24 protein-coding genes are annotated in these 25,689 nt (G+C 72.3%); 13 read left to right on the plus strand and 11 right to left on the minus strand.

What is annotated here, in order from left to right; translation table 11 throughout:
• The first annotated feature begins 191 nt into the window (after positions 1 to 191).
• The 8 genes from ACFWVV_RS12705 to ACFWVV_RS12740 all read left to right on the plus strand — a co-directional run bounded on the left by ACFWVV_RS12705 (position 192) and on the right by ACFWVV_RS12740 (position 8,998).
• Positions 192 to 1,256 (plus strand): sugar ABC transporter substrate-binding protein, encoded by a 1,065-nt coding sequence (locus ACFWVV_RS12705; RefSeq protein WP_384341630.1) that lies wholly within the window; start codon positions 192 to 194, stop codon positions 1,254 to 1,256.
• A complete protein-coding gene (locus tag ACFWVV_RS12710; RefSeq protein WP_384341629.1) occupies positions 1,253 to 2,776 on the plus strand; it encodes a sugar ABC transporter ATP-binding protein in 1,524 nt (507 codons plus the stop codon). The genes ACFWVV_RS12705 and ACFWVV_RS12710 overlap by 4 nt, the downstream gene beginning before the upstream one ends.
• Positions 2,769 to 3,815 (plus strand): ABC transporter permease, encoded by a 1,047-nt coding sequence (locus tag ACFWVV_RS12715; protein WP_384341627.1) that lies wholly within the window; start codon positions 2,769 to 2,771, stop codon positions 3,813 to 3,815. Before ACFWVV_RS12710 ends, ACFWVV_RS12715 begins: the two co-directional genes overlap by 8 nt.
• A gap of 58 nt (positions 3,816 to 3,873) precedes the next feature.
• Positions 3,874 to 4,728: a fumarylacetoacetate hydrolase family protein gene (locus ACFWVV_RS12720; RefSeq protein ID WP_384341626.1), complete on the plus strand. Its 855-nt coding sequence runs from the start codon at positions 3,874 to 3,876 to the stop codon at positions 4,726 to 4,728.
• A gap of 97 nt (positions 4,729 to 4,825) precedes the next feature.
• Positions 4,826 to 6,214, plus strand: coding sequence for an enolase C-terminal domain-like protein (locus tag ACFWVV_RS12725; RefSeq protein WP_384341624.1), 1,389 nt, complete (start codon positions 4,826 to 4,828; stop codon positions 6,212 to 6,214).
• Positions 6,211 to 6,966 carry an SDR family NAD(P)-dependent oxidoreductase gene (locus ACFWVV_RS12730; protein ID WP_384341622.1) on the plus strand — a complete coding sequence of 252 codons (756 nt, stop codon included), beginning with the start codon at positions 6,211 to 6,213 and terminating at the stop codon, positions 6,964 to 6,966. Before ACFWVV_RS12725 ends, ACFWVV_RS12730 begins: the two co-directional genes overlap by 4 nt.
• Before the next feature lie 89 nt (positions 6,967 to 7,055).
• Positions 7,056 to 8,069, plus strand: a complete 1,014-nt coding sequence (locus ACFWVV_RS12735) for an aldo/keto reductase (protein WP_384341620.1) — start codon at positions 7,056 to 7,058, stop codon at positions 8,067 to 8,069.
• Entirely contained in the window at positions 8,066 to 8,998 is a 933-nt protein-coding gene (locus ACFWVV_RS12740; RefSeq protein ID WP_384341618.1) for an amidohydrolase family protein, read from the plus strand. Before ACFWVV_RS12735 ends, ACFWVV_RS12740 begins: the two co-directional genes overlap by 4 nt.
• 60 nt (positions 8,999 to 9,058) lie before the next feature.
• On the opposite strand, the gene ACFWVV_RS12745 is transcribed toward ACFWVV_RS12740, so the two are convergent.
• From ACFWVV_RS12745 to ACFWVV_RS12755, 3 genes are all read right to left on the minus strand, one after another.
• The gene (locus ACFWVV_RS12745) at positions 9,059 to 10,762 is read right to left on the minus strand and encodes a GAF domain-containing protein (RefSeq protein WP_384341616.1); all 1,704 of its coding nucleotides are present in this window, start codon (positions 10,760 to 10,762) and stop codon (positions 9,059 to 9,061) included.
• Positions 10,763 to 10,870: 108 nt separating this feature from the next.
• On the minus strand, positions 10,871 to 11,914 hold the full coding sequence (locus ACFWVV_RS12750) for a rod shape-determining protein (RefSeq protein WP_384341614.1): 1,044 nt from the start codon (positions 11,912 to 11,914) through the stop codon (positions 10,871 to 10,873).
• 88 nt (positions 11,915 to 12,002) lie between these two features.
• Positions 12,003 to 12,629, minus strand: a complete 627-nt coding sequence (locus ACFWVV_RS12755) for a hypothetical protein (RefSeq protein WP_384341612.1) — start codon at positions 12,627 to 12,629, stop codon at positions 12,003 to 12,005.
• A 96-nt stretch (positions 12,630 to 12,725) separates the two neighbouring features.
• Between ACFWVV_RS12755 and ACFWVV_RS12760 the strand changes: the two genes are divergently transcribed.
• The gene (locus tag ACFWVV_RS12760; RefSeq protein ID WP_384341610.1) at positions 12,726 to 13,748 is read left to right on the plus strand and encodes an NADP-dependent oxidoreductase; all 1,023 of its coding nucleotides are present in this window, start codon (positions 12,726 to 12,728) and stop codon (positions 13,746 to 13,748) included.
• Positions 13,749 to 13,835: 87 nt separating this feature from the next.
• The gene (locus ACFWVV_RS12765) at positions 13,836 to 14,264 is read left to right on the plus strand and encodes an organic hydroperoxide resistance protein (protein WP_384341608.1); all 429 of its coding nucleotides are present in this window, start codon (positions 13,836 to 13,838) and stop codon (positions 14,262 to 14,264) included.
• Positions 14,265 to 14,505: 241 nt separating this feature from the next.
• On the opposite strand, the gene ACFWVV_RS12770 is transcribed toward ACFWVV_RS12765, so the two are convergent.
• The 5 genes from ACFWVV_RS12770 to ACFWVV_RS12790 form a co-directional block, all read right to left on the minus strand.
• A complete protein-coding gene (locus ACFWVV_RS12770; protein ID WP_384341606.1) occupies positions 14,506 to 15,666 on the minus strand; it encodes a serine hydrolase domain-containing protein in 1,161 nt (386 codons plus the stop codon).
• 84 nt (positions 15,667 to 15,750) lie between these two features.
• Positions 15,751 to 18,330 carry a M14 family zinc carboxypeptidase gene (locus ACFWVV_RS12775; RefSeq protein ID WP_384341604.1) on the minus strand — a complete coding sequence of 860 codons (2,580 nt, stop codon included), beginning with the start codon at positions 18,328 to 18,330 and terminating at the stop codon, positions 15,751 to 15,753.
• Positions 18,331 to 18,488: 158 nt separating this feature from the next.
• A complete protein-coding gene (locus ACFWVV_RS12780) occupies positions 18,489 to 19,571 on the minus strand; it encodes a hypothetical protein (protein WP_384341602.1) in 1,083 nt (360 codons plus the stop codon).
• Positions 19,572 to 19,812: 241 nt separating this feature from the next.
• The gene (locus tag ACFWVV_RS12785; protein ID WP_384341600.1) at positions 19,813 to 20,907 is read right to left on the minus strand and encodes a helix-turn-helix transcriptional regulator; all 1,095 of its coding nucleotides are present in this window, start codon (positions 20,905 to 20,907) and stop codon (positions 19,813 to 19,815) included.
• A 159-nt stretch (positions 20,908 to 21,066) separates the two neighbouring features.
• Positions 21,067 to 21,462, minus strand: coding sequence for a cupin domain-containing protein (locus ACFWVV_RS12790; RefSeq protein WP_384341598.1), 396 nt, complete (start codon positions 21,460 to 21,462; stop codon positions 21,067 to 21,069).
• Positions 21,463 to 21,514: 52 nt separating this feature from the next.
• Between ACFWVV_RS12790 and ACFWVV_RS12795 the strand changes: the two genes are divergently transcribed.
• The 3 genes from ACFWVV_RS12795 to ACFWVV_RS12805 all read left to right on the plus strand — a co-directional run bounded on the left by ACFWVV_RS12795 (position 21,515) and on the right by ACFWVV_RS12805 (position 24,230).
• Entirely contained in the window at positions 21,515 to 22,528 is a 1,014-nt protein-coding gene (locus ACFWVV_RS12795) for a GlxA family transcriptional regulator (RefSeq protein WP_384341596.1), read from the plus strand.
• 77 nt (positions 22,529 to 22,605) lie between these two features.
• Positions 22,606 to 23,406, plus strand: a complete 801-nt coding sequence (locus ACFWVV_RS12800) for an EI24 domain-containing protein (RefSeq protein ID WP_384341594.1) — start codon at positions 22,606 to 22,608, stop codon at positions 23,404 to 23,406.
• A gap of 215 nt (positions 23,407 to 23,621) precedes the next feature.
• Positions 23,622 to 24,230, plus strand: coding sequence for a LysE family transporter (locus ACFWVV_RS12805; RefSeq protein ID WP_384341592.1), 609 nt, complete (start codon positions 23,622 to 23,624; stop codon positions 24,228 to 24,230).
• Positions 24,231 to 24,266: 36 nt separating this feature from the next.
• On the opposite strand, the gene ACFWVV_RS12810 is transcribed toward ACFWVV_RS12805, so the two are convergent.
• The 3 genes from ACFWVV_RS12810 to ACFWVV_RS12820 form a co-directional block, all read right to left on the minus strand.
• The gene (locus ACFWVV_RS12810; protein WP_384341590.1) at positions 24,267 to 24,677 is read right to left on the minus strand and encodes a DNA-binding protein; all 411 of its coding nucleotides are present in this window, start codon (positions 24,675 to 24,677) and stop codon (positions 24,267 to 24,269) included.
• Positions 24,674 to 24,934 carry a hypothetical protein gene (locus ACFWVV_RS12815; RefSeq protein WP_384341588.1) on the minus strand — a complete coding sequence of 87 codons (261 nt, stop codon included), beginning with the start codon at positions 24,932 to 24,934 and terminating at the stop codon, positions 24,674 to 24,676. Before ACFWVV_RS12815 ends, ACFWVV_RS12810 begins: the two co-directional genes overlap by 4 nt.
• A gap of 79 nt (positions 24,935 to 25,013) precedes the next feature.
• A complete protein-coding gene (locus tag ACFWVV_RS12820) occupies positions 25,014 to 25,583 on the minus strand; it encodes a TetR/AcrR family transcriptional regulator (protein ID WP_384341586.1) in 570 nt (189 codons plus the stop codon).
• Positions 25,584 to 25,689: the final 106 nt, after the last annotated feature.

Consider the following 25,689-nt stretch of genomic DNA (forward strand, 5'->3'; position numbering starts at 1 on the left):
GAAGGCCCCAAGAGGTCTGATAAATATTCGGCGCGGCCTGATGGGGACCACCGGGCGGCGGCAGCCGGCCAACAGACCCCGGGCGACGGGCTCTTGACGAGGCGCCGCCGCTGCCGGACCTCTGTTGCCGGACCTCCGGAGACAGACCCCGGCCGCCCCCCCAGCATTCCGTTTCGACGAGGAGCCGTCAGATGACCGGCAGCACAGCGGGCAACAGGGCGAAGGTACGTACGACGGTCCTGGCGGCCCTCGCGGCAGGCGCCGCCCTGGCACTCACCGCGTGCGGCAGCACCAAGGGCGGAGCCTCTGGGGCGGCCGGCGGCGAGGGCAAGGTCGGCGTGATCCTGCCTCTGCTGACCTCGCCGTTCTGGCAGTCGTACAACGACTACGTGCCGAAGATGGCGAAGGAGGAGGGCGTCGAGGCACTGAAGACGGTCAACTCCAACAGCGACCCCGCCCAGCAGATCACCGACATCAACAACCAGCTCAACCAGGGCGTGAAAGGCATCGTGGTCGCGCCCCTCGACAGCGCGGCGATAGCCGCCGGGCTCGACCAGGCCGAACGCAAGGGCGTCCCCGTGGTCGCCGTCGACGTGGCCCCCGAAAAGGGCAAGGTCGCCATGATCGTGCGCGCCGACAACGTCGCGTACGGCCAGAAGGCCTGCGAGTTCCTCGGCTCCAAGGTCAAGACCGGCAAGGTCGTCCAGATCATGGGCGACCTCGCCTCGGTGAACGGCCGCGAGCGCTCCGAGGCGTTCCGCAGCTGCGCCAAGAAGAAGTTCCCCGGCCTGCAGGTCCTGGAGATCCCCGCGAAGTGGGAGTCGGACACGGCCGCGTCCAAGCTGGACACCCTCCTCAACGACCACCCCGACATCAAGGGCATCTACATGCAGGCGGGCGGCGTGTATCTCGCCCCCACCCTGCAGACGCTGAAGACCAAGAACCTGCTCAAGCCGGCCGGCGACCCCGCGCACATCGCGATCGTCTCCAACGACGGCATCAAGCTGGAGCTGGACGCCATCAGGAAGGGCGACATCGACGCGACGGTCTCCCAGCCCGCCGACACCTACGCCAAGTACGGCATGTACTACATCAAGAAGGCGATGGCCGGCGAGACCTTCAAGGAGGGGCCCACCGACCACGGCTCCACCATCGTCAAGCACCCCAGCGGCCTGCTGGAGGACCAGCTGCCCGCACCGCTGGTCACCAAGGAGAACGTGGACGACCCCAAGCTGTGGGGCAACGCCGCCAAGTGAGCACCTCGACCCGAACCGACGCCCCGGCGCGACCGCTGGTCGAGGCGTCCGGGATCACCAAGCGGTACGGCCCCACCACCGCGCTCCAGGACGGCAGGCTCACCGTGCTGCCGGGCGAGTCGCACGCCCTGGTGGGACGCAACGGGGCGGGCAAGTCCACCCTGGTCACCGTCCTCACCGGGCTCCAGGCCCCGGACGCGGGCACGGTCCGCTTCGACGGCACAAACGCCCCTCCTCTCTCGGACCGGGACGCCTGGCGGCGCAAGGTCGCCTGCGTGTACCAGAAGCCGACCGTGGTGCCCGACCTGTCCGTCGCGGAGAACCTGTTCATCCACCGCCAGCCCACCCGCTTCGGCGGGATGATCGACTGGAAGAAGCTGCGGGCGGACGCCGCCGTACTGCTCGACACCTGGGACGTGCGGGTCGACCCGGACGCCCGGACCTCGGAACTCAGGGTCGAGGACCGGCAGATGGTGGAGATCGCCCGCGCCCTGTCCTTCGGAGCGCGGTTCATCGTCCTCGACGAGCCGACCGCCCAGCTCGACAACAAGGAGATCGAGCGCCTCTTCACCCGGATGCGGGCCCTCCAGGAGTCCGGGGTGACCTTCCTGTTCATCTCGCACCACCTCCAGGAGGTGTACGAGGTGTGCCAGACGGTCACCGTGCTGCGCGACGCCCGCTGGATCACCACCGCACCGGTCGCCGAACTCCCGCGCGCCGCCCTGGTGGAGGCCATGGCGGGCGAGACGGTCACCGCCGCCGTGAGCGCCACCAGGCCCGGCGTACCCGCGACGGCGGCGATCCGGCTGGAAGTGACCGGACTGTCCTCCGCCGCGTACCACGGCATCGAACTCACGGTGCGCGAAGGCGAGGTCGTCGGGCTGGCCGGGACCAGCGGCAGCGGCAAGATCGAACTGGCCGAGAGCCTGGCCGGGCTGTACACGCCCGAGCGGGGCACCGCCTGGCTCGACGGCCGCAGGCTGCCCTTCGGGGACGTGCCCGCGGCGCTCGCGGCGGGGGTCGGCTGTGTGCCGCGCGACCGGCACGAGCAGGGCCTGGTCCCCGGCATGAGCATCGGCGACAACGCCACGATGAGCGTGCTCGGCAGCCTCGGCCCGTACGGGTTCGTCGCCGCGGAGAAGAAGCGGGCCCTCGGCGAGGAACTGATCCGCCGCCTCGGCATCCACGCCGAAGGTCCCCACCAGAGCGTCTGCGATCTGTCCGGCGGCAACGCCCAGAAGGTCGTGATGGCCAGGGCGCTCGCCCTGGACCCGCGACTGCTCGTCCTCATCAACCCGACAGCGGGCGTGGACGTGAAGTCCAAGGAATCCCTGCTCGCCCGCATGGACAGTGCGCGCGAGGACGGCACGGCGGTACTCGTCGTGTCCGACGAGCTCGACGATCTGCGGCGCTGCGACCGGGTGCTGGTCCTCTTCCACGGGCGCGTCGTCGCGGACCACGCGGCCGGCTGGAACGACCACGAGCTGATCGCATCCATCGAAGGAGTAGACCGTGGCTGAGACGACAGCCCCGCAGGCGGCCGGGCCGCGGCTCGGCAAGCAGAACCCGGGCGCCCCTCCCGCGCGGCGGAAGAAGTCCCCGCTGCTCAGCCGGGCCCGCGAACTCGCCCTCGTCCCCGCGCTGGTGGTGCTGGTGGTGGTCGGAGCGCTCACCAACGACACCTTCTTCACCCAGGGCAACATCATCTCCGTCCTGGGCGCCTCGGCCGCCCTCGCCATGGTGGTGCTGGCGGAGTCGCTGGTGCTCATCACCGGCAAGTTCGACCTGTCGCTGGAATCGGTGGTCGGCGTCGCGCCCGCGGTCGGCGCCCTGCTGGTGCTGCCCGCCCTCCAGGCCGGCTTCGGCACCGAACTGCCGGTGGGCGTCGGCATCCTGGCGATGCTGCTGGTCGGCGCGCTGATCGGGGCGTGCAACGGCGTGCTCGTCGTGAAGCTGAAGCTCAACGCCTTCATCGTCACGCTCGCGATGCTCATCGTGCTGCGCGGACTGCTGGTCGGCGCGACCGAGGGCAAGACGCTCTTCGGCATGCCCGACGCCTTCTTCGCGCTGGCCACCACCACCTTCCTCGGCATCCCGCTGTCCGTGTGGGTGGCCGCCGTCTCCTTCGGCATCGCCGGGTTCGTACTGAAGTACCACCGGGTGGGCCGGGCGCTGTACGCGATCGGCGGCAACCCGGCGGCGGCGCGGGCGGCCGGCATCCGGGTCGAGCGGGTGATGCTCGGGGTGTTCGTCACCGCGGGCGCCCTGGCGGCGCTGGGCGGGCTCATGCAGACCGGGTACGTCGGCGCGATCAACGCCAACCAGGGCCAGAACATGATCTTCACCGTGTTCGCGGCGGCCGTGATCGGCGGCATCAGCCTGGACGGCGGCAAGGGCAGCATGTTCGGCGCGCTGACCGGTGTGCTGCTGCTCGGGGTCGTGAAGAACCTGCTGACCCTTGCCCAGGTGCCCTCGTTCTGGATCGACGCGATCTACGGGGCGATCATCCTGATCGCGCTGATGATCGCCCGGGTGACGACCGGCCGGGCCCAGGACTGAGCCGGGCCGCTCCCTTGTCCCTCTTTGTGCAGCTGACTGGAAAGTGGTGTCGACGGACGTGAAACTGCAGCGACTTGGCGAGGCGGGAAGCGAGCGGCCCGCGTTGCTCGCGGACGACGGGCAGGTGTACGACCTGTCCGCCCTCACCCCCGACATCGACGGGCCCTTCCTCGCCGGCGGCGGCGTGGCCCGCGTGCGGGAGGCGTACGGGGCGGGTGAGCTGCCCCTGCTCGACGGCGCCGGCGACCTGCGCGTCGGGGCGCCCGTCGCCCGCCCGGGCAAGGTGGTCTGCATCGGGCTCAACTACCGGGACCACGCCGAGGAGACCGGGGCCGCCGTACCGCCGAGGCCGGTGGTGTTCATGAAGGACCCAGGGACCGTCGTCGGGCCGTACGACGAGGTGCTGATCCCGCGGAACTCCGAGCGGACCGACTGGGAGGTGGAGCTCGGCGTCGTCATCGGCGGCCGGGCCCGCTACCTGGACGGGCCCAAGGAGGCGCTCGACTGCATCGGCGGGTACGCGGTCAGCCACGACGTCTCCGAGCGCGAGTTCCAGCTCGAGCTCTCGCCGCAGTGGGACCTCGGCAAGTCCTGCGAGACCTTCAACCCGCTCGGCCCCTGGCTCGTCACCGCCGACGAGATCGCCGACCCGCAGGACCTGCGGCTGCGGCTCGACGTCAACGGCGTACGGCGGCAGGACGGCACCACCCGCAACATGATCTTCCAGGTCGCCGAGGTCATCGCCTACCTGAGCCGCTACATGGTGCTCGAACCCGGCGACCTCATCAACACGGGAACGCCGGCCGGAGTCGCCCTGGGACTGCCCGGAAACCCCTATCTGCGCGTCGGCGACACCGTGGAGCTGTCCATCGACGGCCTCGGCAGCCAGCGCCAGACGTTCGCCCAGGCGTGAGCAGTCCCAGGCGTTCGCCCAGGCGTGACCAGTTCCCATACCTTCGCCAGGCGTGAGAGACGCCAGGCCCTCGCCCAGGCGTGAAAGGCCCAGCCACGTGACCAGATCCGCCGTGAGCACCACCGCCGCGTCCCCCGCCGGCGCCGTCATCAGGGACGTCGTCACCTACGACATCCGCTTCCCCACCTCGCGCGAGCTCGACGGCTCGGACGCGATGAACCCCGACCCGGACTACTCGGCCGCCTACCTCGTCCTGCGCACCGACGCGGGCGACGGCATCGAGGGCCACGGCTTCACCTTCACCATCGGGCGCGGCAACGACGTCCAGGTCGCCGCCATCGACGCCCTGAAGCCGTACCTGATCGGCCGGTCGGTGGACGAACTGTGCGCCGATCCCGCCACCTTGGGGCGCGCCCTGACCGGGGACAGCCAGCTCCGCTGGCTCGGGCCCGAGAAGGGCGTGATGCACATGGCGATCGGGGCGGCCGTCAACGCTGCCTGGGATCTCGCCGCCAAGCGGGCCGGCAAGCCGCTCTGGAAACTCCTCGCCGACGCCGAGCCCGAATGGCTCGTCCAGCAGGTCGACTTCCGCTACATCGCCGACGTCCTCAGCCCCGCCGACGCCCTCCAGCTGCTCCGTACGGGCAAGCAGGGGGCCGCGGAACGGGAGGCGAGACTGCGTGAGCGCGGATACCCCGGCTACACCACCTCGCCCGGCTGGCTCGGCTACTCCGACGAGAAGCTGACCCGGCTCGCCCAGCAGGCGGTCGCCGACGGGTTCACCCAGATCAAGCTGAAGGTGGGCGCGGATCTCGCCGACGACGTACGGCGGATGCGGGCGGCCCGCGCCGCCGTCGGCCCGGACATCCGCATCGCCATCGACGCCAACCAGCGGTGGAACGTCGACGAGGCCGTCGAGTGGACCCGCGCGCTGGGCGCCTTCGACCCGTACTGGATCGAGGAGCCCACCAGCCCCGACGACGTCCTCGGCCACGCCGCGATCCGGGCGGCCGTCGGCCCCGCCATCAAGGTGGCGACCGGCGAGCACGTCCAGAACCGCATCGTCTTCAAACAGCTCCTCCAGGCCGGAGCGATCGATGTGCTGCAGATCGACGCGGCACGCGTCGGCGGCGTCAACGAGAACCTGGCGATCCTGCTCCTCGCCGCCGCGTTCGGCGTGCCGGTCTGCCCGCACGCCGGCGGGGTCGGCCTGTGCGAACTCGTCCAGCACCTCTCGATGTTCGACTACGTGGCCCTCAGCGGCACCACCGAGGACCGCGTCATCGAGTACGTCGACCATCTGCACGACCACTTCGAAACCCCGGTGGTGATGCGCGACGGCCACTACACCGCCCCCGGCACCCCCGGCTTCTCGGCGGCCATGCACCCCGCGTCGATCGCCGAATTCACCTATCCGGACGGCCTGTTCTGGGCCGCGGACCGTGCCCGCGACGCGGGCGGCACACCCGAGGAGGCTGCCGTATGAGCGAACTGGCCGGGCTGAAGGCCTTGGTCACGGGCGGTGCCTCCGGCATCGGCCTGGCCACGGCGCACCTCCTCGCGGAGCGCGGCGCGCAGGTCGCCGTACTGGACCTCGACCCCTCGGGCGCCGGCGACCCGCTGCTCGGCATCTCGGCGGACGTCTCCCACGACCCCTCGGTACGGGCGGGCGTCGCCGGGGCGGTGGAAGCGCTCGGCGGCCTCGACATCCTCGTCAACAACGCGGGCATCGGCGCGGCGGGCACCGTCGAGGACAACGACGACGCCCAGTGGCACCGGGTACTGGACGTGAACGTGCTGGGGATGGTGCGGGTGACCCGCGCCGCCCTGCCCGCCCTGCGCGCCTCCGCGCACGCGTCGGTCGTCAACACCTGCTCCATCGCCGCCACCGCGGGCCTCCCGCAGCGTGCCCTCTACAGCGCCAGCAAGGGCGCCGTGCTGTCGCTGACGCTCGCCATGGCCGCCGACCACGTCCGCGAGGGCATCCGCGTCAACTGCGTCAACCCGGGCACCGCCGACACCCCGTGGGTCGGCCGGCTGCTCGCCGCCGCCGACGACCCGCAGGCGGAGAGGGCCGCGCTCCACGCCCGTCAGCCGATGGGCCGGCTGGTCAGCGCCCCCGAGGTGGCCGCGGCCATCGTCTACCTGGCGAGCCCTGCCGCCGCCTCGGTCACCGGCACCTCGCTGGCCGTGGACGGCGGCATGCAGGGCCTGCGGCTGCGCCCGGAGGGGCAGTAGTGGCCGGGGCACGGGGGAAACGGCCGGCAGTCCCCGGAGCGGCGGCCCGGGACACCGGTGCCGGGACCTGCGCCGGGCGGCCCGCGACCGTGGGAACCGGGGCGCGTGCCGGGAGCGTGCCGGTCAGCGCGCTCGGCTTCGGCGCGGCGACCCTGGGCAACCTCTTCACCGCCGTCACCGACGAGGAGTCCCACACCGCCGTCGAGACCGCCTGGAACCACGGGGTCCGCTACTTCGACACCGCCCCCCACTACGGGCTCGGCCTCTCCGAGCGGCGGCTCGGCGAAGCGCTGCGCGGCCGCCCCCGGGACACGTACACCCTGTCCACCAAGGTCGGCCGCCTCCTCGAACCCACCGGCACCCCTGCCCACGCGGGCACCGCCCCCGGCGGCACGGACTGCGGATTCGCCGTCCCGGTGACGCACCGCCGGGTGTGGGACTTCAGCGCGGACGGGGTGCGCCGCAGCCTCGAAGCCAGCCTGGAACGGCTCGGCCTCGACCGCGTCGACATCGTCTACCTGCACGACCCCGACGAGTGCGGCGACGGCGGCGAACAGGCCCTGCGCGAGGCCTACCCGGCCCTGGAGCGGCTGCGCGCCGAGGGCGTCATCGGGGCCATCGGCGCCGGCATGAACCGCGTCGCACCACTGGAAAGGTTCCTGCGCGAGACCGACGCCGACGTCCTGCTGTGCGCGGGCCGGCTGACCCTGCTCGACCAGCGGGCCGCCCGCTCCCTCCTCCCGGAGGCGGCGAGGCGGGGCCGCTCCGTCGTGGTCGGCGGAGTCTTCAACTCCGGTCTGCTCGCCGACCCGCGTCCCGGCGCCACCTTCGACTACCGGGCCGCCTCCGTCGACCTCCTCGGCCGCGCCCTGCGCATCAGGGCCGTGGCCGAGGAGCACGGGGTGCCGCTGCGGGCGGCCGCCGTGCAGTTCCCCTTCCGGTACGCGGCCGTGGCGAGCGTGCTCGTCGGCATGCGGTCGGCGGCCGAGGCGGCGGACGCGGCGGCCGTGCTCGCCGTCGACGTACCGGAAGAACTGTGGGACGCGCTGCGGGCCGAGGGCCTGCTGGAGGACGGGCCGCAGGACGGGGGAGAGGCCGCATGAACGCGGAGACGCCAGGCGGGGGGCCCGGCGGGGACGCGGCGACGACACCCGCGGAGCTGTCCGGGCTGCCCCGGGTGGTGGACTCCCACCACCACCTCTGGGACCTTTCGGTGCGGGACCAGGACTGGATCACCGGGCCCCGTCTCGCCCCCCTCCGGCGGGACTTCCTCGTCGGGGAGCTGGCGGCGGAGGCGGCCGCGGCGGGCGTCACGGCTTCCGTTCTCGTCCAGACGGTCACCGTCGCCGAGGAGACCCCGGAACTGCTGGCGCTCGCCGGCGCCCACGAGCTGATCGCGGGGGTCGTCGGCTGGACCGATCTCACCGCCCCCGGCGTCGCCGACCGGATCGCCGGGCTCCGGGCTCTGCCGGGCGGCACCCGTCTGGTCGGCATCCGTCACCAGGTCCAGGGCGAGAGCGACCCCCGGTGGCTGCTGCGGCCCGAGGTGCGCCGGGGACTGGCCGCGGTCGCCGACGCGGGTCTGGCCTACGACCTGGTCATCACCCCCTCCCAGCTCCCCGCCGCGGCCGAGGCCGCCGCGGCCCACCCGGGACTCACCTTCGTGCTCGACCACCTGGGCAAGCCCCCGATCGCCTCCGGCGCCCTGGAGCCCTGGGCCACGGCGGTCCGCGCCCTGGCCGCCCTGCCCAACACGGTCTGCAAGCTGTCCGGAATGGTCGTCGAGGCCCACTGGCGGCACTGGACGGTCGCGGGCCTGCGCCCGTACGCGCGGACAGTGCTCGACGCCTTCGGCCCCGGACGGCTGATGTATGGCTCGGACTGGCCGGTGTGCAGGCTGGCCTCGTCGTACGGGGAGGTGCTGGCGGTGGCGCGGGAGCTGATGTCCCCGCTCTCCGCTGCCGAACGGGAAGGGGTCTTCGGGGGAGTGGCCGACCGGGTGTACGGACTCCGGACGAGCGGAGGGGCTTGAAGGGCTGAGGGCTGAGGGCTGAGGAGCGGGAGGCAGCGGGCCTCGCCGCTCCTCAAGTCCTCACAGCGGTGCCTGCCAGGTCACCGTCGTGCCGGTGCCGGTGCCGGTGCCGGTGCCGGTCCCAGGCCCAGCCCCAGGCCCGGCCCCGGCCCCGGGCTCCGCCCCGCCCTCCGTCCCTGCCGCGCTCTCCGCGTCCGGGCCCTCCGCCACGCCGTCGTCCCACACCGTCAGCCGTACCCCCTGCCGGCCGTCCCCCAGGGCGGCCGTCGCGTCGACCCGTACCCGTACCGAGGTGACCCCGGCCCGTCGGTGGGCCGCGGCCAGCGCCCCGCGCAGGGCGGCCACCAGCTGTTTGTCCACGGGGGGTCCGACCAGCGCATCGACCGCCCCCTCGAAGTGGACCGAGGGCGTGAAGCCGAGGAGGGTGCCGGCCCCGGCGGTCTCCCGGAGCACCTTGCCGCGCACCGTCGTCGGGGCGTCCGCGGGCGGCTGCTGCAGGGCGAAGATCGCGGTCCGTACCTCCTGGATCGTCGAATCCAGCTCGTCGACCGCCCGCCCCAGCAGGTCGTCCATGGCCTCACCCGCCCCGGCGGCCTTGTCCACCGTCCTGCCCCCGCCCGCGGCCTGTGCCCGCCGCCGGGTCGACTCCAGCATCATCTCCGTCGCGAACAGCCGCTGCACCACCAGATCGTGCAGATCGCGCGCGATGCGGTCCCGGTCCTCGAAGACGGCGAGCCGCTCCCGGGCCTCGCGGCCGTCGGCCAGCACCATTGCCAGCGCCGCCTGCGAGGCGAACTGCGAGGCGAGCAGCCGTTCCGCCGCCGTGTACGGGATCGCACCGCGCCGCCTGGGCAGCGCGAGCGTGCCGATGAGTTTGCCGCCGCTCTGCAGCGGCAGCAGCATGCTCGGTCCGAACCGCGAGCGCACGGACGTCGTCATCCGCTCGTCGGTGGCGGAGTCGTCCACGAACACCGGCTCGCCGCCCAGGAGTTGTTCCAGTACCGCACTGCCGGGGGCGATCGCCACGCCCAGGAAGTCGGACTCGTCGTCACCGGGCACGGTGGCCGCGGCGACGATCTCCATCCCGCCGGACTCCATCGGCTGGAGCACGATCCCGGCCGCCGCCCCGGCCAGCGACCTGGCCTTCTCGGCGACGGTCGACAGCGCGTCGCCCGCCGTCCCGCCGTGCAGCAGTGCCGTGGTGACGGCGGCGGCCCCCTCGATCCAGCGCTCGCGCAGCCGGGCCGTCTCGTACAGCCGGGCGTTGCCGATCGCGATGCCGGCCTGCGCGGCGAGCACCCGCAGCAGCGACAGGTCGTCCGGGGTGAAGGAGCTGCCGTCGCGCTTGTCCGTCAGATAGAGGTTGCCGAAGACCTTGGTGTCCACCCGTACGGGGACCCCGACGAAGGAATTCATCGCGGGATGCCCCGGCGGGAAGCCGCACGACCGGACGTCCGCGGCGATCTGCGGTACGAGCAGCGGGCGCGGCTCCTGCACCAGGATGCCGAGCAGCCCGCTGTGCCCGTCCGGCAGCCGGGCGATCCGCCGCCGGGCCGCCTCGTCGAGTCCGGCGGTGTACAGCTCGGTGATCCGGGTGCGCTCCGCGTCGACCACGCCCAGCGCCCCGTACCGCGCGCCGGTCAGTTCGGTCGCCGAGTCCACCAGGTGCTGGAGGGTGCCGCGCAGTTCGAGGTCCGTGCCGACGCTGAGGACCGCGTCGAGCAGCAGGGGAAGGCCGGGGGCGGTGTGTCCCTCGTCGTGCATCGGGTCTCGCAGTCCTTCCTCGGCCCGGCGCCGCACGGGCCGGGGGCGCCCGCGGGCCGGGGGCGCCCCCTCGGGGCCGGTGCCCCTGCCCTCCGCGACCGGCGGCGCTCAGTCGGTCGCGGTCAGCGGGGCCAGTGCCATCGGTTCGATCTTTCCCTCCAGCATCGCCCCGAGCCCGAGCACCGCGCAGACGTCCGGCCGCTCCGCGATCCGCACGGACATGCCCGTCGAGTCGCGCAGCATCTGGTCCAGGCCCGGCAGCAGGGCACTGCCGCCGACCATCATGATCCCGCAGTCGGCCAGGTCGGCCACCAGGTCGGGCGGGCAGACCCGCAGGATCCGGCCAATTCCGTCGAGTACCGCGGTCAGCGGGGTGTGGATGGCGCGCCGTACGGCGGCGGTGTCCACCAGCACCGTGCGGGCCAGCCCTGTGGCCACGTCCCGGCCGTGGATCTCGGTGGAGGCCGGGCCGCCCGTCGCCAGTCCCGTGCCGCTGAGCGCGAGCTGGAGCGGGCGTACCGACTGCGAGGGCAGCATCAGCTCGTGCGCCTGGCGCAGGTGCTGGACGACGGCGTGATCGATGGCGTTGCCGCCGACCGGGATCCGTTCGGCGGCGACGATCGAACCGAGGGAGAGGACCGAGATCTGGGTGGTGGCCGCCCCGCACACCATGATCATCGAGGCGGACGGCTGCTCGACGGGCAGCCCGCAGCCGACCGCCGCAGCGATGAGGGTGTCCACCAGCTCCACCCGGCGGGCCCCGATCCCCACCAGGGTCTCCACGGTGGCGCGCTGGGCGAGCGGGTCGGCGTCGTGCGGGGTGCTGGCGGCGGCCCGCAGCCGGGGCTTGCGGCGCAACTGGCGGCGGAGCTTGTCGCCGAGCAACTGGCGCAGCATGCGCTGGGCCATCTCGATGTCGACGACGGTGCCGCCGGACACGGGGCGCACCACCCTGATGTAGTCGGGCGTACGGCCCGTCATCTGCTCCGCGAACGCGCCGACCGCGATGAGTGCTCCGGTACGGGTGTTGACGGCGGCACAGCTCGGCTCGTCGACCACGAGACCGAGCCCCTTCACGAACACGCGGGTCCTGGCGGCCCCCAGATCGACGGCGACATGGCAACGGCGCAACTGCTCAAGACTGACGGTCATAGACGCATCGTGCGGTCGGCCCGCCCCGGGCGCGCGCTGGGCTGAGCCGCACGGGGTAGGCGAGCTGACGCAGTGCCAGAAAGCCGGGTCACGAAGCGTCGGTGCACGGTCCGCCGCCCGCCGGAAGCAGCCGTTGCAGCAGCCCCCAGGCGAATTCCGCCACCCGCTGCTCTCCGCCCGGCAGCGTCACCTCCAGATGCGCGCGCTGCGGAGTGCCCGCGTCCCTCATCCGTACCGGTGGGAACGCCCGCGCCACCTCGTCCACGGTCGCCGACCACGGCACGAGATCGTCCGCCGTGCGCAGGACGGGGCCCGGGGAGCCGGGTGCCCGCACCAGCCACTCGTTCCACACGCGCCCGTCGGGTCCGCACATCGCCTCGAACCGCAGTTCCGGCCAGAGCGGCAGCCGCCACAGCAGCGCCTCGCACTCCAGGTCGCCGATCCTGCGTCGCAGCACCGTCTCCGGCGCCCCGAGCACGGAGCGGTAGCGGGCCGCCGCGTCGCGGGCCCGGGGCGCGCGCACCATGGCCTGCCAGCGCCGGTTCGCCTCGCGCATCCCGGCGGCCGAGACGCCCATCGAGATCCGGGCGTCCTGCACCAGCTCCGGCTGGTGGTCGGCCATCCGGCGCAGCAGCACGAGCTGGAAGTCCCGCGGCCCGAACGCACCACTGCCACCGTCGCCACCACTGCCGGTTCCGGCTCCGGCACGCACCATGATCCACCTCACTTACTTGACAATCTCAATCATTGAGGTGCAGGGTTCTTCCAGATCATAAAGTTTCAGGTCCGTCGATCCGGAGGCCGCATCACCATGACCACTCTCCCCACCACCGGCCACGCCTGGCACCTCGTCCGCCGTCCGAACGGCTGGCCCGTGCCGGAAGACTTCGCACTGGTCGAGTTCCCGGTGACCGAGCCCTCCGAGGGCCGGATCCTGGTCCGCAACCTGCACCTCTCTGTCGACCCCTACATGCGCGGCCGGATGAACGACGTGAAGTCGTACGTTCCCGCTTTTGAGCTCGGCAAGCCGATGACCGGCGGCGCGGTCGGCGAGGTCATCGCCTCGAACGACGAGCGCTTCGCCGTCGGCGACCACGTGCTGCACGACCTCGGCTGGCGCGACATCGCCGACCTGAAGGCCGACTTCGCCACCAAGGTCAGCGCCGAGCTCGCCCCCCTCTCCACCTACCTCGGCGTCCTCGGCATGCCGGGCCTCACCGCTTACGCGGGCCTGTTCGAGGTGGCCTCGTTCAAGCCCGGCGACGCGGTCTTCGTCTCCGGTGCCGCCGGTGCCGTCGGCAGCCAGGTCGGCCAGATGGCCAAGATCAAGGGCGCGTCCCGGGTGGTCGGCTCGGCCGGCTCCGCGGACAAGATCAAGCTGCTCACCGAGGAGTACGGCTTCGACGCCGCGTTCAACTACAAGGACGAGGCCCCGGTCGCCGAGCAGCTGCGCGAGGCCGCTCCCGACGGCATCGACGTCTACTTCGACAACGTCGGCGGCGAGCACCTGGAAGCCGCGATCTCCGCGCTCCACCTGCACGGCCGCGCCACCCTCTGCGGGGCGATCTCCGGCTACAACGACACCGAGGCCACCCCCGGCCCCCGCAACATGATGCAGATCATCGGCAAGCGGCTGCGACTGACGGGCATCCTGGTCAGCGACCACGCGCACCTGCAGAAGCAGTTCGTCGAGGAGGTCTCCGGCTGGATCCGCTCCGGTGAGCTCAAGTACTCCGAGACCGTCGTCGAGGGCCTGGAGAACAACGTCGACGCCTTCCTCGGCATGCTGCGCGGCGCGAACACCGGAAAGATGATCGTTTCGCTGGGCTCCTGACCGGACAGGCGAACCGATAGGCTCGCCAGAAGCCGCCGCGATCCGTGGGCGCGAGTCGCGGCGAACCAAGCAGGAGGATTTCCCCGTATGACCATCCAGAAGATCGACGTCAAGTACACCGCTGTCGCCACCGCCGAGAACGGCAGGGACGGCCGCGTCGCATCCGACGACGGCAAGCTCGACGTGGTCGTCAACCCGCCGAAGGAGATGGGCGGCAGCGGCGCCGGAACCAACCCGGAGCAGCTCTTCGCCGCCGGTTACAGCGCCTGCTTCCAGGGTGCGCTCGGTGTCGTCGCCCGCAAGGAGAAGGTCGACATCTCCGGCTCCACCGTGACCGCCCAGGTCGGCATAGGCCAGAACGAGGAAGGCGGCTTCGGCCTGGAGGTCGCCATCTCGGCCTCCATCCCGAACGTCGACGAGGCCACCGCCAAGTCCCTGGTGGAGAAGGCGCACCAGGTGTGCCCGTACTCCAGCGCCACCCGTGGCAACATCAAGGTCGAGCTCTCCGTCGCCTGATCCGTCGGGCATCGCCGAGCCGGCGGTACGCAAGCACAGGGGCCGCCCCGGAGTGATCCGGGGCGGCCCCCTTTGCCGTGCCGGGCGCCCGCCGCACGCACCGGCCGGGACGTGGCGGGCGTGGCTGGCCGGGCCGACGCCTCGCAGTGCCGGTCCGCAGCAGGCCGGGCCGACGCCGCGCGCACCGGCCCCGGCGTGGCCGGTCAGGCAATCGCCGCGCGCACCGGCCCGTCGTGGCGGATCAGGCGGTCGCCGCGCGGACCAGTGCCCGTATCAGCTGCACGTTCTCCGGGGCCGCGCCGCCCGGGTAGGCGAAGCGCCGCCGGTTGTAGCCGTATGCGATCCGGTTGCGCGGGTCGGCGAAGGCGACCGAGCCCGCCGCGCCGCTGTGGCCGATCGAACCGTGCCCGAGCACCGGGTACTTCTCCTCGGAGAACGCCTGGAAGCCAAGGCCGAACACGCCCCGCTGCCCGCCGGCCAGGTCGATGCCTTCGGAGTGGACCTGCCCGAACTCCGCCAGGGTGTCCGCGCTCAGCAGCGGCTCGGCGCCGTCCGGGCCGCCGCCGAGAACCGCCAGGTACATCCCGGCCAGACCGCGCGCGGACCCGATCCCGCCGTAGGACGCGGGCGACGCCTTGCGGCTCGCGACCGAGTTCGCCGTGGCCACCAGGTCGGTGGGCTCCTTGCCGTTCAGGTTGAAGGCGATGCCGCCGAGGCTGTGTGCGCCGACCGGGTTGGCCGCCTGCTCGGCCTGCTGCGCCGGGGTCGGCGTCATCGGCAGCGTGTCCAGGAAGCGCGGGGTGACCTCGTCGGGCTCGCCCAGGTAGAAGTCCAGGCCGAACGGCGCCCGCACCCGCTCCTCGTACCACTCCTGGATCGTCCGTCCCGTGACCCGCCGCACCACCTCACCGGTCAGCGCGGCGATGGCGTACGCGTGGTAGCCGAAGGCGCTGCCGGGCCGCCAGTACGGCCGCTGCCCGGCCAGCCGCTGCGCCATCAGCCGGTCGTCGATCACCTCGGCCGCACTGAACCCGGTGTCCGCGCCCACCACTCCCGCGCGGTGCGCGAGCAGTTCCCGCAGCGTCAGCCGGTCCTTGCCGTGCACTCCGAACTCCGGCCAGTACGAGGCGACGGTGCGGTCCAGGGCGAGCATCCCGTCCTGCACCAGCAGCGCCACCACCAGGTGGGCGGCGCCCTTGGTCGACGAGTAGACCGGAGTCAGGGAGTCGGCCTCCATGTGCGGGCCGCCCCACAGGTCCACGACCAGCTCGCCGCGCACATGGGCGGCGAGCTGGGCGGAGTGGTCCGGCCCCTCGTCGGGGTTGTCGAGCACGGCGGCGAACTCCTCGCGCACGTCCTCGTAGCCTGCGGCGACGGTCCCCTTGACTTCGATCCCGCTCATGCGGATCAACTCCCCGATGTGTGTGTCTGTCTGTACGGGGTCAAGTGATCGTCGCCGCCCGCTATTCCGGACCTGCGCTCCCTTTCATCCGCCGGTGACGTACAGGGCCCGTGCGACCTGTGCGAACGCGCCCTTCGGGTGCGCCCGGAACAGCGGCTGCGTACCGAAGAGCACCACTTCGGCGCCCTGTGCGGAGGTTCCGCTGACGACGGCCGCCTGTCCCGCCGCGTCCTTCGGTCCGCCCCTGCCGTCCTCGCCCGCGCGCCAGTGACCGGACACCAGCGGGTTGGCGCCCGCCGCGCCGTACGACTGGTCGGCGCGGACGCCCTTGCCGAGTCCGGTGAACCACATCGGCGAGAAGACGAAGGTGTGCGCGGGAGCCCCGGCCGTCACCGCACTGTCCGCCGCGTTGTCGACCCGCACCACACCGTTGGCGTCGCCGTTGCCCGGTACGGCGGTGGCGGCGAGCAGCTTCGCGTCGGCGTTCAGCTTCGCCCCCGCCTCCCCGAGCCCGACGACCCCGTGCTCCTTCAGGAACGCGTCAAGACCCGCCTTCGCGGCGGCGTTCAGCTTTCCGTACGCGAGATCGGCGGACACGTACAGGGTGTCGGCCTTCGTCCAGTCGAAGCCCGCGTTGAGCACGGCGGTCGACACCGGAGTCACGTCGAAGCCCATCTCCCGCAGCGCGAACAGCTCGCCGGGCAGGACGGCGGCCGCCACGCGGGTCCGCGCGATCGGCGCGAGACCCCGGGCGTGCGTCGCGTGGAACGCGACCCCCAGCCGGTCCGCCAGCCGGACGGCCTTCCACCGCGCCGACCCCGGCACCACGGCGGTTCCGTCGGCGGCCCGCCGCACTGTCACCCCGTCCGCGAGGAGCGAGTTGAGCGCGGCGACCTCCTTGGGGTCGTCCAGACGCAGCCGCAGGTCGCCCCGGGGGGCGACGTATCCGCCTGCGGAGGCGGCGTGCACGGTACGGCCCGGCACGTCGAGGGTCCCCTTCTCGACCCGGTCGACGCTCGCACCCCACAGCAGGCCGAGGCTCCACCCGGAGATGTCGTACATCGCGGAGACATCGGGGCTGATGTCCCGCCCGTCGGCCAGGATCACGTTCGCGAGACCGCGCTTGGGCTGCTTCATGTCGACGACGTACGACCCCGCCGGGTAGCTCTTCCCGCCGAGCCGGAAACCGCGCAGGGCGCGCTCGACCTTCACGTCATTGGCCACGAGGTGGTCGACCAGCCGCCCGGCCGCCACCTCGGAGCGCTGCCCGCCGCCCGCCGGGATGACGTACGCACGCGGGAACCTGGTCGTGTAGACGTCCTCGGGCCCGATGCCGGGAACACCCGGCACGGTCTCCTCGGAGACGGGCACCTGCGCGGCCCCCGCCGCACCGCGCCGGAACGTCTCGATCTGATCGGCGATCACCGAGGTGCGGTGGGTCGCGGTGTAGTCGATGGCCGCCTTGATGGTGGCGCCGGCGATGTCGGTGTTGACCGCCGCCCTGCGCCGCAGTTCCGCCACCGGCTGGGTGTTGTAGGCCGCGTTGTTGACCTGCAGGGGTATTTCGATGGTGTGCGTGGCGACCGCGCCCTGGAAGGGCATGTACTGCGGGGTGAAGACGGGCGGCCAGTCGTCCCATCCCTCCTGCTGGTCCCGGAAGGGAATGACCACGGGATCGACACCGTCCTTGGCGGGCGTGTACCCGAGCCCGTTGACGGCGGCTTCCATGCCCAGCGCGTTCGCGTACGAGTTCTTCAGGAAGAGGTCGTACTCGTAGTTCTCGCCGTGCGGGGGAGTGGTGGGCTCGATCAGCGTGCCGTTCACATAGCCGTGGATGTCGAGCATGACGGCGGGCTGCTTGTCGATGGCGATCTGCCGGATGGCACGGGCCTCGGGCTGGGTGGCGGTGATGAAGTCACGGTTGATGTCGAAGCCGTTGGAATTGGCCCGGGTGCCCGCTATCCGGCCGTCCGGATTCGCCGTGACATTGAAGTACAGCCGGTTCTCCTCCAGCACCTTGCGCGTCTTCGCGTCCTTCGCGGACGCCAGCTCGGAGATGAGCTTCAGGGAGGCGTCCGTCCCCTCCCACTCATTGCCGTGGATGTTGTTGTTGACGAACAGCGGCGTCTTGTAGTCCGCCTTGATCTCACGGTCCTTGGCGGCGCGGGCGGGGGAGTTCTCGATCAGTTCCCGCATCCTCTCCTGCCGTCCGGCCTCCCGCCGGCTCTCGGGCGCGGTCACCGTCACCAGATACAGATCGTGCCCGCCGGCCGACTTCCCGGCCAGCTCGACGCTGACCCGGTCGCTCTGCCTCTGGAGCTGATTCAGCTTCGGCGCGATCGCGTGGTACGGGGTCAGCCCCAGCTTGATCGACTTGTCCGCCGGGTCGGGCACGGGCTCCGTCAGCCGGGTGTGCCGGGGGAAACCGTCGGCACGGCTCCCGTGCCGGACCCCGGCGTCCCCGAGGGCCCGCTCCGCGGCCACTTCCCCGGTCCGCGCGGCCGGACCCCTCAACTCCCGCTCGGCCTCGGCCCGTTCGTGCTGCGGGCCCTTGCGGTCCTTCGGTCCGGGAGCGGCCTGCGCTCCGGTGGCGGGGACGATCAGCGCGGCACCGGCGAGCGCGGCGGTGGCGACGAGCACGGGTCTCGGTATACGTGCGGCCATGGATGTGCGTACCTCCGGGAAGGGCTGCGGAAGATCAATCTGTACGCAGCGGTCTACCGGCTGAACTGCCACCGCACAAGGGTTTGTTGGGAACGGGACCACGGGCGGGGTGCGGCCGGGAGGACGGGCCCGCGGCCGCCTCCCAGCCCTGCGCGGCCCTACGACCGGGTCGCCGTCCCGCACTTCTCGTCCGTGCCGCCCCCGGTGAGGGCCCGGCTCCGGTCGTACGGGTCGACGGACGGCCCCTCACCCGGGGCGCGCGGCCCGAACTCGGGCGCGAAGTAGCCCGTGAGGTCGGTTCCGCACCCGGCGTTGGTCATGTGGACCTTGTACGAGACGAGGGAGAAGGTCCCCGGCTCGGTCCGCACCCTCGCGGGATCGTCCGAACTGGCCACGACCGCGCGCCGGACGACGGTCCGCACGACGTCCCGGCTGCCGGGGGCGGGCCGGACGACCGGATAGACGTAACTGACATCGGTCGCCACCTCCAGCGCGCCGCGCTCACCCTCCCGGAACGTCATCGTCCCGCGCACCTTCACGACGTCCCCGACCAGCCGGGTCTTCGATGCGTCGAACCGGCTGAAGAGCAGCAGCGGGTCGTGTTCCGCGTCCGGCTTGCGGAACGCGCGGTCCAGGAAGCGCGTCATGTCCTGCTGCCGCGGATTGATCAGCGCGATGGCCTTGCCGGGCCGCTCCCCGCGCAGTACGTCCGCCGCCAGATTGGACCCGACGAGGAAGTCCCGGGTACGGGCGAGGGCCTGCTCCACCTGCGCGGCGCTCATCCAGCCCGTGGCTCTGGCCGCGGGAAGGGGAATCCCGGCCGCACCGTCGGCCCACAGGGCGGCGGGGGAGCCGCGGAAGGGGTCCTCGAGGGTCCCGTCCCGGGGCGTGGGGTCGTGCCGGGACCCGGCGGACGGTTCACTGCCCGTCGCGGCCTGCCCGCTGTCCCCGACGCCGAACCGTCCGGCCAGGGCCCCGGGCCACAGGGCCGCTCCCAGCAGTGCGAGGGAGGCCACGAGCACAACGACGTGCCAGGCCCTCAGCCGCCGCCGTGGTGCGGCGGGGGAGTACGCCCGCCAGGGCACGGCCTGCCCCGGCTCCTCCCGCAGCCGCCGCGTCACCTGCCGGGCCCGCGCGGAGGGCTCCTTGGGCGCGTCGGGCACGCCGTTGACGGAGTCCCGGAGGAACTGTTCCCACTTCTCGTCGGACTCCGAAGCCCCGTCGCCCGTACCCGTGCCCACCGTTGATCCCCCCGGAGCCGCTGATCCTCGCCGCTCCGGTTCCCCCCAGGGCGGCACACGGAATAGTCACACACGCTGCCGGAGCGGGGGGCGGCGGCCTTGAGGTCTGCTCTGCTGCACCCGGTCCGCTGCACCCGGTCTGCTGCACCCGGTCTGCTGCACCCGGTCCGCTGCACCCGGTCCGCTGCACCCGGGTCCGGTGCGCCCGGGTCCGGTGCGCAGCAAGCCTCTGTGCCGACGGTCAGCCGGCGCCCGCGGGGCTCGCTGCATCCGCCCGGCCCGGTGGGCCCGTCCGATCCTCTGCGTCCGTCCGACCCTCTCCGACCGCCCGCCCCTCTGCGTCCGTCCGCCCCGACGCGCCCGCCGGCCGGTACCGGTCGAGCACGGCCGCCGCCGTCTCCGCCATTGCGCGGCGCAGCTCCTCGGGGGCGAGCACTTCGATGTCGGGACCGAGCGACAGCAGTGCGGGTTTTGCCAGCGCGACCGATTCCAGCGGCACCGTCGCCGTCACCCACCCGTCTTCCCCGGGCGGCCCCGCAGAAGCTTCGACGGCACGGACCAGTGCGGCGTCCAGACGGTCCGGCAGCGCGGACAGGAGCGCGGGAGCGATCCGGACCAGGGCCTGGAGCCGCAGCCTGCGGGCGTCGTAGACAGCGAGGTAGTCCTGCCAGTGGGCGGCCAGGTCGAATCCCGCCGGGCGCTCGAAGCCGGTCTCCCCGACGTCCAGCGCGAGGATCGAGGACACCCGGTACGTCCGTACGGTGTCGTCCACCGCGGCGACGAGGTACCAGACGCCCGCCTTGAGGACCAGGCCGTAGGGCGCGAGTTCGCGCTCGACCTCCTGCGGCTCGGCCCAGCGGCGGTAGCGCACGCGGATCCGCCGCTGGTTCCACACCGCGTCGGCGAGCGCCGTGAGTGCGGGCGGGGAGTCCTGTTCCCGGTACCAGCCGAGGGCGTCGAGGTGGAACCGCTCGCGGATCCGGCCGGCGCGGTCCCGCAGCGGTGCCGGCAGCGCCGCGGTCAGTTTCAGCTGTGCCGCCGCCAGCACCTCCCCCAGCCCCAGGTCGTCCGCGGCGCCCGGCAGCCCCGCCAGGAACAGCGACTCCGCCTCGTCGGCGTGCAGTCCGGTGAGCCGGGTCCGGTAGCCGTCGAGCAGCTGGTACCCGCCGCCGTGCCCGGCGTCCCCGTAGACCGGAATGCCCGCGCCGCCCAGCGAATCGATGTCCCGGTAGATCGTCCGGACCGAGACGTTCAGCTCCTCGGCGAGCTCACCGGCCGTCAGCCTGCCCCGATTTTGCAGCAGGAGGACGAGGGAAAGGAGGCGGGCCGCGCGCATGAACCCATCCTTCCAGGCCGGGGGCCGGGCCGGGCGGGGTCTTGGCGGGGTCCGTGTACGGCCGGGCCGGTGCCGGGCGGGGGCCGTGCCGGATCAGGGCCCGTGCGGGGCGGGGGCCCGTGCCGGGCCAGGCCTTCGGGCGGCGCCCCACCCGTGAGGTCAGGCGTCCAGCGCGTGCCCCGTCGTGGCGTCCACGTGATCGGGGACCTCCTCGTGGCGGTCGCCCACGGTCAGTGTCCCGGCGGGCTCGAACATGAGGATCGCGGCCCCCGACGGCGCGGACGGCCGGTGCTCCGTACCCCGGGGGACGGTGAACACCGACCCCTGCGGCAGCAGGACCGTGCGTTCCCCGGCCGGCTCGCGCAAGGAGAGGTGCAGTTCCCCTTCGAGTACGAGGAAGAACTCGTCGGTGGTGTCGTGGGCGTGCCAGACGTGCTCGCCCTCGACCTTGGCGATGCGGACGTCGTAGTCGTTGACACGGGTGACGATGCGGGGGCTCCACAGGGCGTCGAAGGAGGCCAGGGCCTTGGCGAGGGAGACGGGGTCGTTGCTCATGGCCCCATCCTGGGCCGTTCCGCCCGCCGGGCGGGAGTGCTAGGAATTGCACATGGCGAAAGAATCCTCGCACGCACGGACCGCTGCGGGCCCGCACCGGGTCGTCGTGATCGTGGACGAGAACTCCAACCCCTTCGAGCTCGGCTGCTCCACGGAGGTCTTCGGCCTGCGCAGACCGGAGCTCCGGCGGGAGCTCTACGACTTCACGCTCTGCTCGCCGGAGCCGCGCACCGTGATGCGGGACGGGTTCTTCACGCTCACGGGAGTCGCGGGGCTGGAGGCGGCCGACACGGCGGACACCCTGATCGTGCCCAACCGTCCCGACGTGGAAGTGCCCCGCCGCCCCGCCGTCCTGGACGCCGTACGGCGGGCGCACGCGCGCGGGGCCCGCCTGATCGGCTTCTGCAGCGGCGCCTTCACCCTGGCCGAGGCCGGAGTCCTCGACGGCCGCCGCGCCACCGCGCACTGGCAGTGGGCGGACTCCTTCCGGGCCCGGTTCCCCGGGGTCCGCCTCGAATCTGACGTGCTGTTCGTGGATGACGGCGACATCCTCACCGCGGCGGGCAGCTCCGCCGCGCTCGACCTCGGGCTGCACGTGGTCCGCCTCGACCACGGTGCGGAGGTCGCCAACGCGGTGAGCCGGCGGCTGGTCTTCGCCGCCCACCGGGACGGCGGCCAGCGGCAGTTCGTGGAGCGCCCGATGCCCGACCTGCCGGACGAGTCCCTGGGGCCCGTCCTGGTCTGGGCCCAGGAACGGCTGGATTCGCCCCTCACCGTCGCCGCGCTCGCGGCGCGGGCGGCGGTCAGCCCGGCGACACTGCACCGCCGCTTCCGTGCCCAGCTGGGAACGACCCCGCTGGCGTGGCTCACAGGTCAACGGCTCGCACTGGCATGCCGGTTGATCGAGCGGGGCGAGTCCCGCTCCGAGGTGGTCGCGCGACGCAGCGGGCTCGGCACCGCCGCGAACCTGCGCGCGCTGATGCGCCGCGAGCGGGGCATCAGCCCCGCGGCGTACCGGGCGCGGTTCGGCCCGGCCGGAACACGGGCGCCGCCGAGGACCCCGTAAAGCCTCGCGCCGCCGGAGCACGGGCGGCGCCGAGGACCCCGTGACCCCTCCCACCGGGCCACCTCTACAGTGTCCGCATGAGCGACCTCGGGGTGGGATTCAAGTACCTGGCCAAGGGCCAGCAGTGGATGGCGCGGCACGGGCGGAGTTACGGGCTCGGGCTGCTGCCGGGGCTGGTGACGCTCGTCCTGTACGTCGCGGCCCTGGCCGGCCTTGTCGCCTGGTCGGGCGACTTCGTCGGCTGGGCCACCCCCTTCGCGGACAACTGGGGCGAGACCTGGCTGAGCATATTCCGGGGCCTGCTCCGGGCGCTGCTCTTCGCGCTCGCCCTCTTCCTTGCCGTCATCACCTTCACCGCCGTGACGCTGCTCGTCGGGCAGCCCTTCTACGAGGCCCTGTCCGAGCGCGTCGACCGGTCCCGCTCGCCCGACGGCACCGCCCCCGAGTCCGGTCTCCCGCTCCTGCGCGAGCTGTGGATCTCGGCGCGGGACAGCGTCCGGGTACTGGCGCGGGTGCTGTGCTACGGGATCCTGCTCTTCGCGTGCGGGTTCATCCCGGTCATCGGCCAGACCGTCGTCCCGGTTCTCGGCTTCTGCGTGTCCGGCTTCTTCCTCACCGAGGAGCTGACCTCCGTCGCCCTCCAGCGCCGCGGCATCGAGCTCAAGGAACGGCTGGCCCTGTTGCGGAGCCGCCGCTCCCTGGTCCTCGGCTTCGGCGTGCCGCTCACCCTCGCCTACCTGGTGCCGTTCGTGGCTGTGTTCCTCATGCCGGGCGCGGTGGCCGGGGCGACGCTGATGGCACGGGACCTGCTGAACGAGCCCTCGGCCGACGACGAGGAGAACGACGACGCCGACGCCTCGACCACGCCGGCCGGCTGAGTGCGTCTGCCCAGCTGAGCGGCCTGCCCGGCTGAGCGGCCTGCCCGGCTGAGCGGCCTGCCCGGCTGATCGATCTGCCTGGCCAGGCAGGCCGCCCGGCTGGTGCACGCCGGCCGGGCGAGGGCCCCGCCCGGCGAACGCCCCGCCCTCCGGGACGAGTTCCAGAATCCGGAAAGGGGTTGATCACGGGCCCGCCCGGCGGCACCATCCCGTACATGACAGAAGTCCTGGCCGTCGCGCTCATCACCCTCCTCGCCGTCATCAGCCCGGGTGCTGACTTCGCGATGGTCGTCCGCAACAGCTATCTGTACGGGCGCGGCACCGGCCTCCTCGGCGCGGCCGGCGTGGCGGCCGGTGTGCTGGTCCACGTCACGTACACGATGCTCGGCGTCGGCCTGCTGATCGCCTCGTCCACGGCGCTGTTCACCGCCATCAAGCTGCTCGGCGCGGCCTATCTGGTCTACATCGGACTGCGTACCTTCTTCGCCCGCGCCGAACTCACCGTCGATCTGGAGGGCAAGCGGGAGCTGTCACCGCTGGGGGCGATGCGGGCCGGGTTCCTGACCAACGTACTGAACCCGAAGACGACGCTCTTCGTCGTCTCGACGTTCACGCAGGTCGTGGGCCCCGAGACGGCGCTGTGGCAGCAGGCGGGGTACGGGCTCTTCATGTCGGCCGCACACTTCGGCTGGTTCGCGCTGGTGGCGCTCTTCTTCTCGGACGGCCGGCTGCGCGCGGCCATGCTGCGCCGCCAGAAGGCACTCAACCGGGGGATCGGGTCGGTGCTGGTGGGACTCGGGGTGACGCTGGGGCTGGCGCGGTGAGTGGATGCGCGAGGGTGGGGGTGGGAGGCGTCGGCGTCATACCCTGATGACGCGGACGCGTGGCCCGCAGAGCATGCCGATGTCCTCGGGGTCGGAGGTCACCACGACCACAGGCTTCGGAAGCGAAAGGGCCGTCGCCGAAAGAATCGCGTCGAGGGCGTACTTGTGACCGTGCAGACGGGCATCGGCGAGCAGTGCCGAGGCCGCCCGCGAGGTCGCTTCCGTGACTGGCTCGACGTCGATTCGGGAAAGTACCCAGTCGAACCGGGCCTGGCGCCCACTCGGGTTGCGGGCTTCCACGGGAGTCACCGCGCTGGTGACCACGTGGGCTCCGCTCTCATGGGCGCGCTGGACCAGGGCACTGACGATGCGGTCGTCGGCCACGAGCTTAGACAGCCCTTCGCAGTCCAGGACCAGCGTTCCGACGAGCGGTGCGGGGGTCTTCACGCGGCGGCCCGGCCTTCCTCGTTGCTCGCTTGCGAGCCTGCCAGCAGGGCGTCGGCGTGTGCCAGTTCCGCATCGGTGAAGGCACCGTGCCTGGTTTCGTGGTCCTCGATCATCTCGGCGAGGTTGTCCATGGACACCTGATGCCTCAAGGCGGCGGTGACGTAGCCGGAGAAGCCGCCGGAACCCACCCGTGCCCTGATGGATTCGGCCAGGTCCTCGGGAATGCTGATGGAGTACTTCCGTGTGACGCTGCTCATAACATCAACGGTAGCAGCGCCGGTGGTATGACGGATCGATTCTGCGCGCAGCACTTCCGCCACGCACTCCGGGCTCCCCTCACGGCCCCGGCCGCAGCAGCGCCAGGAAGTCCCGGAAGGCCCCCGGCATGTCCACCCCGTCCGAGTCCAGCAGCCACTGGTACTGCAGCCCGTCCATCACCGCCACCAGCAGCACAGCCGCCTGTTCCGGGGTGAGGCCGCCGGGCAGCCGCTCCCCGTACTCCGCACGCAGCGCCCGTGCCATGCCCTCGCGCACGAGCGCGTACCGCTGCGTGAAGAACTCCTTCGCCGGGTGTCCCTCCGTGACGGATTCCCCGAGCAGCGCCGAGAAGGTCTGCACGACGCCGGGGCGCATGGCGTTGTAGTCCACCAGCGACGGCAGCAGATCGAGCCGCCACGACTGGGGGCTGAGCCCCGCCCCGCCCGTGTCCCACTGGTCGCGCTCCTCCAGTACGGCGACGAGCAGTGCCTCCTTGGTCGGGAAGTAGTGCAGCAGGCCCTGCTGGGTGAGGCCCACGCGCTCGGCGACCGACGCCAGCGACGCACCCCGGTAGCCGCGTTCGGCGATTACTTCGAGGGTGGCCCGCAGGATCTCCGCGCGGCGCTCCTCGCTCCTTGCCCTGGCCATCGTCCGTACCCCTTCACCGGCGATCTTGCTGGTCGGGACGTTACGCCATCCTCATGGGTCACGAAGAAGTAACGAAGCCTACCGGGTTACAGGTGAAAGGAGTAAT

It is taken from the genome of Streptomyces sp. NPDC058663, assembly GCF_042716745.1.
Taxonomy (GTDB): domain Bacteria; phylum Actinomycetota; class Actinomycetes; order Streptomycetales; family Streptomycetaceae; genus Streptomyces.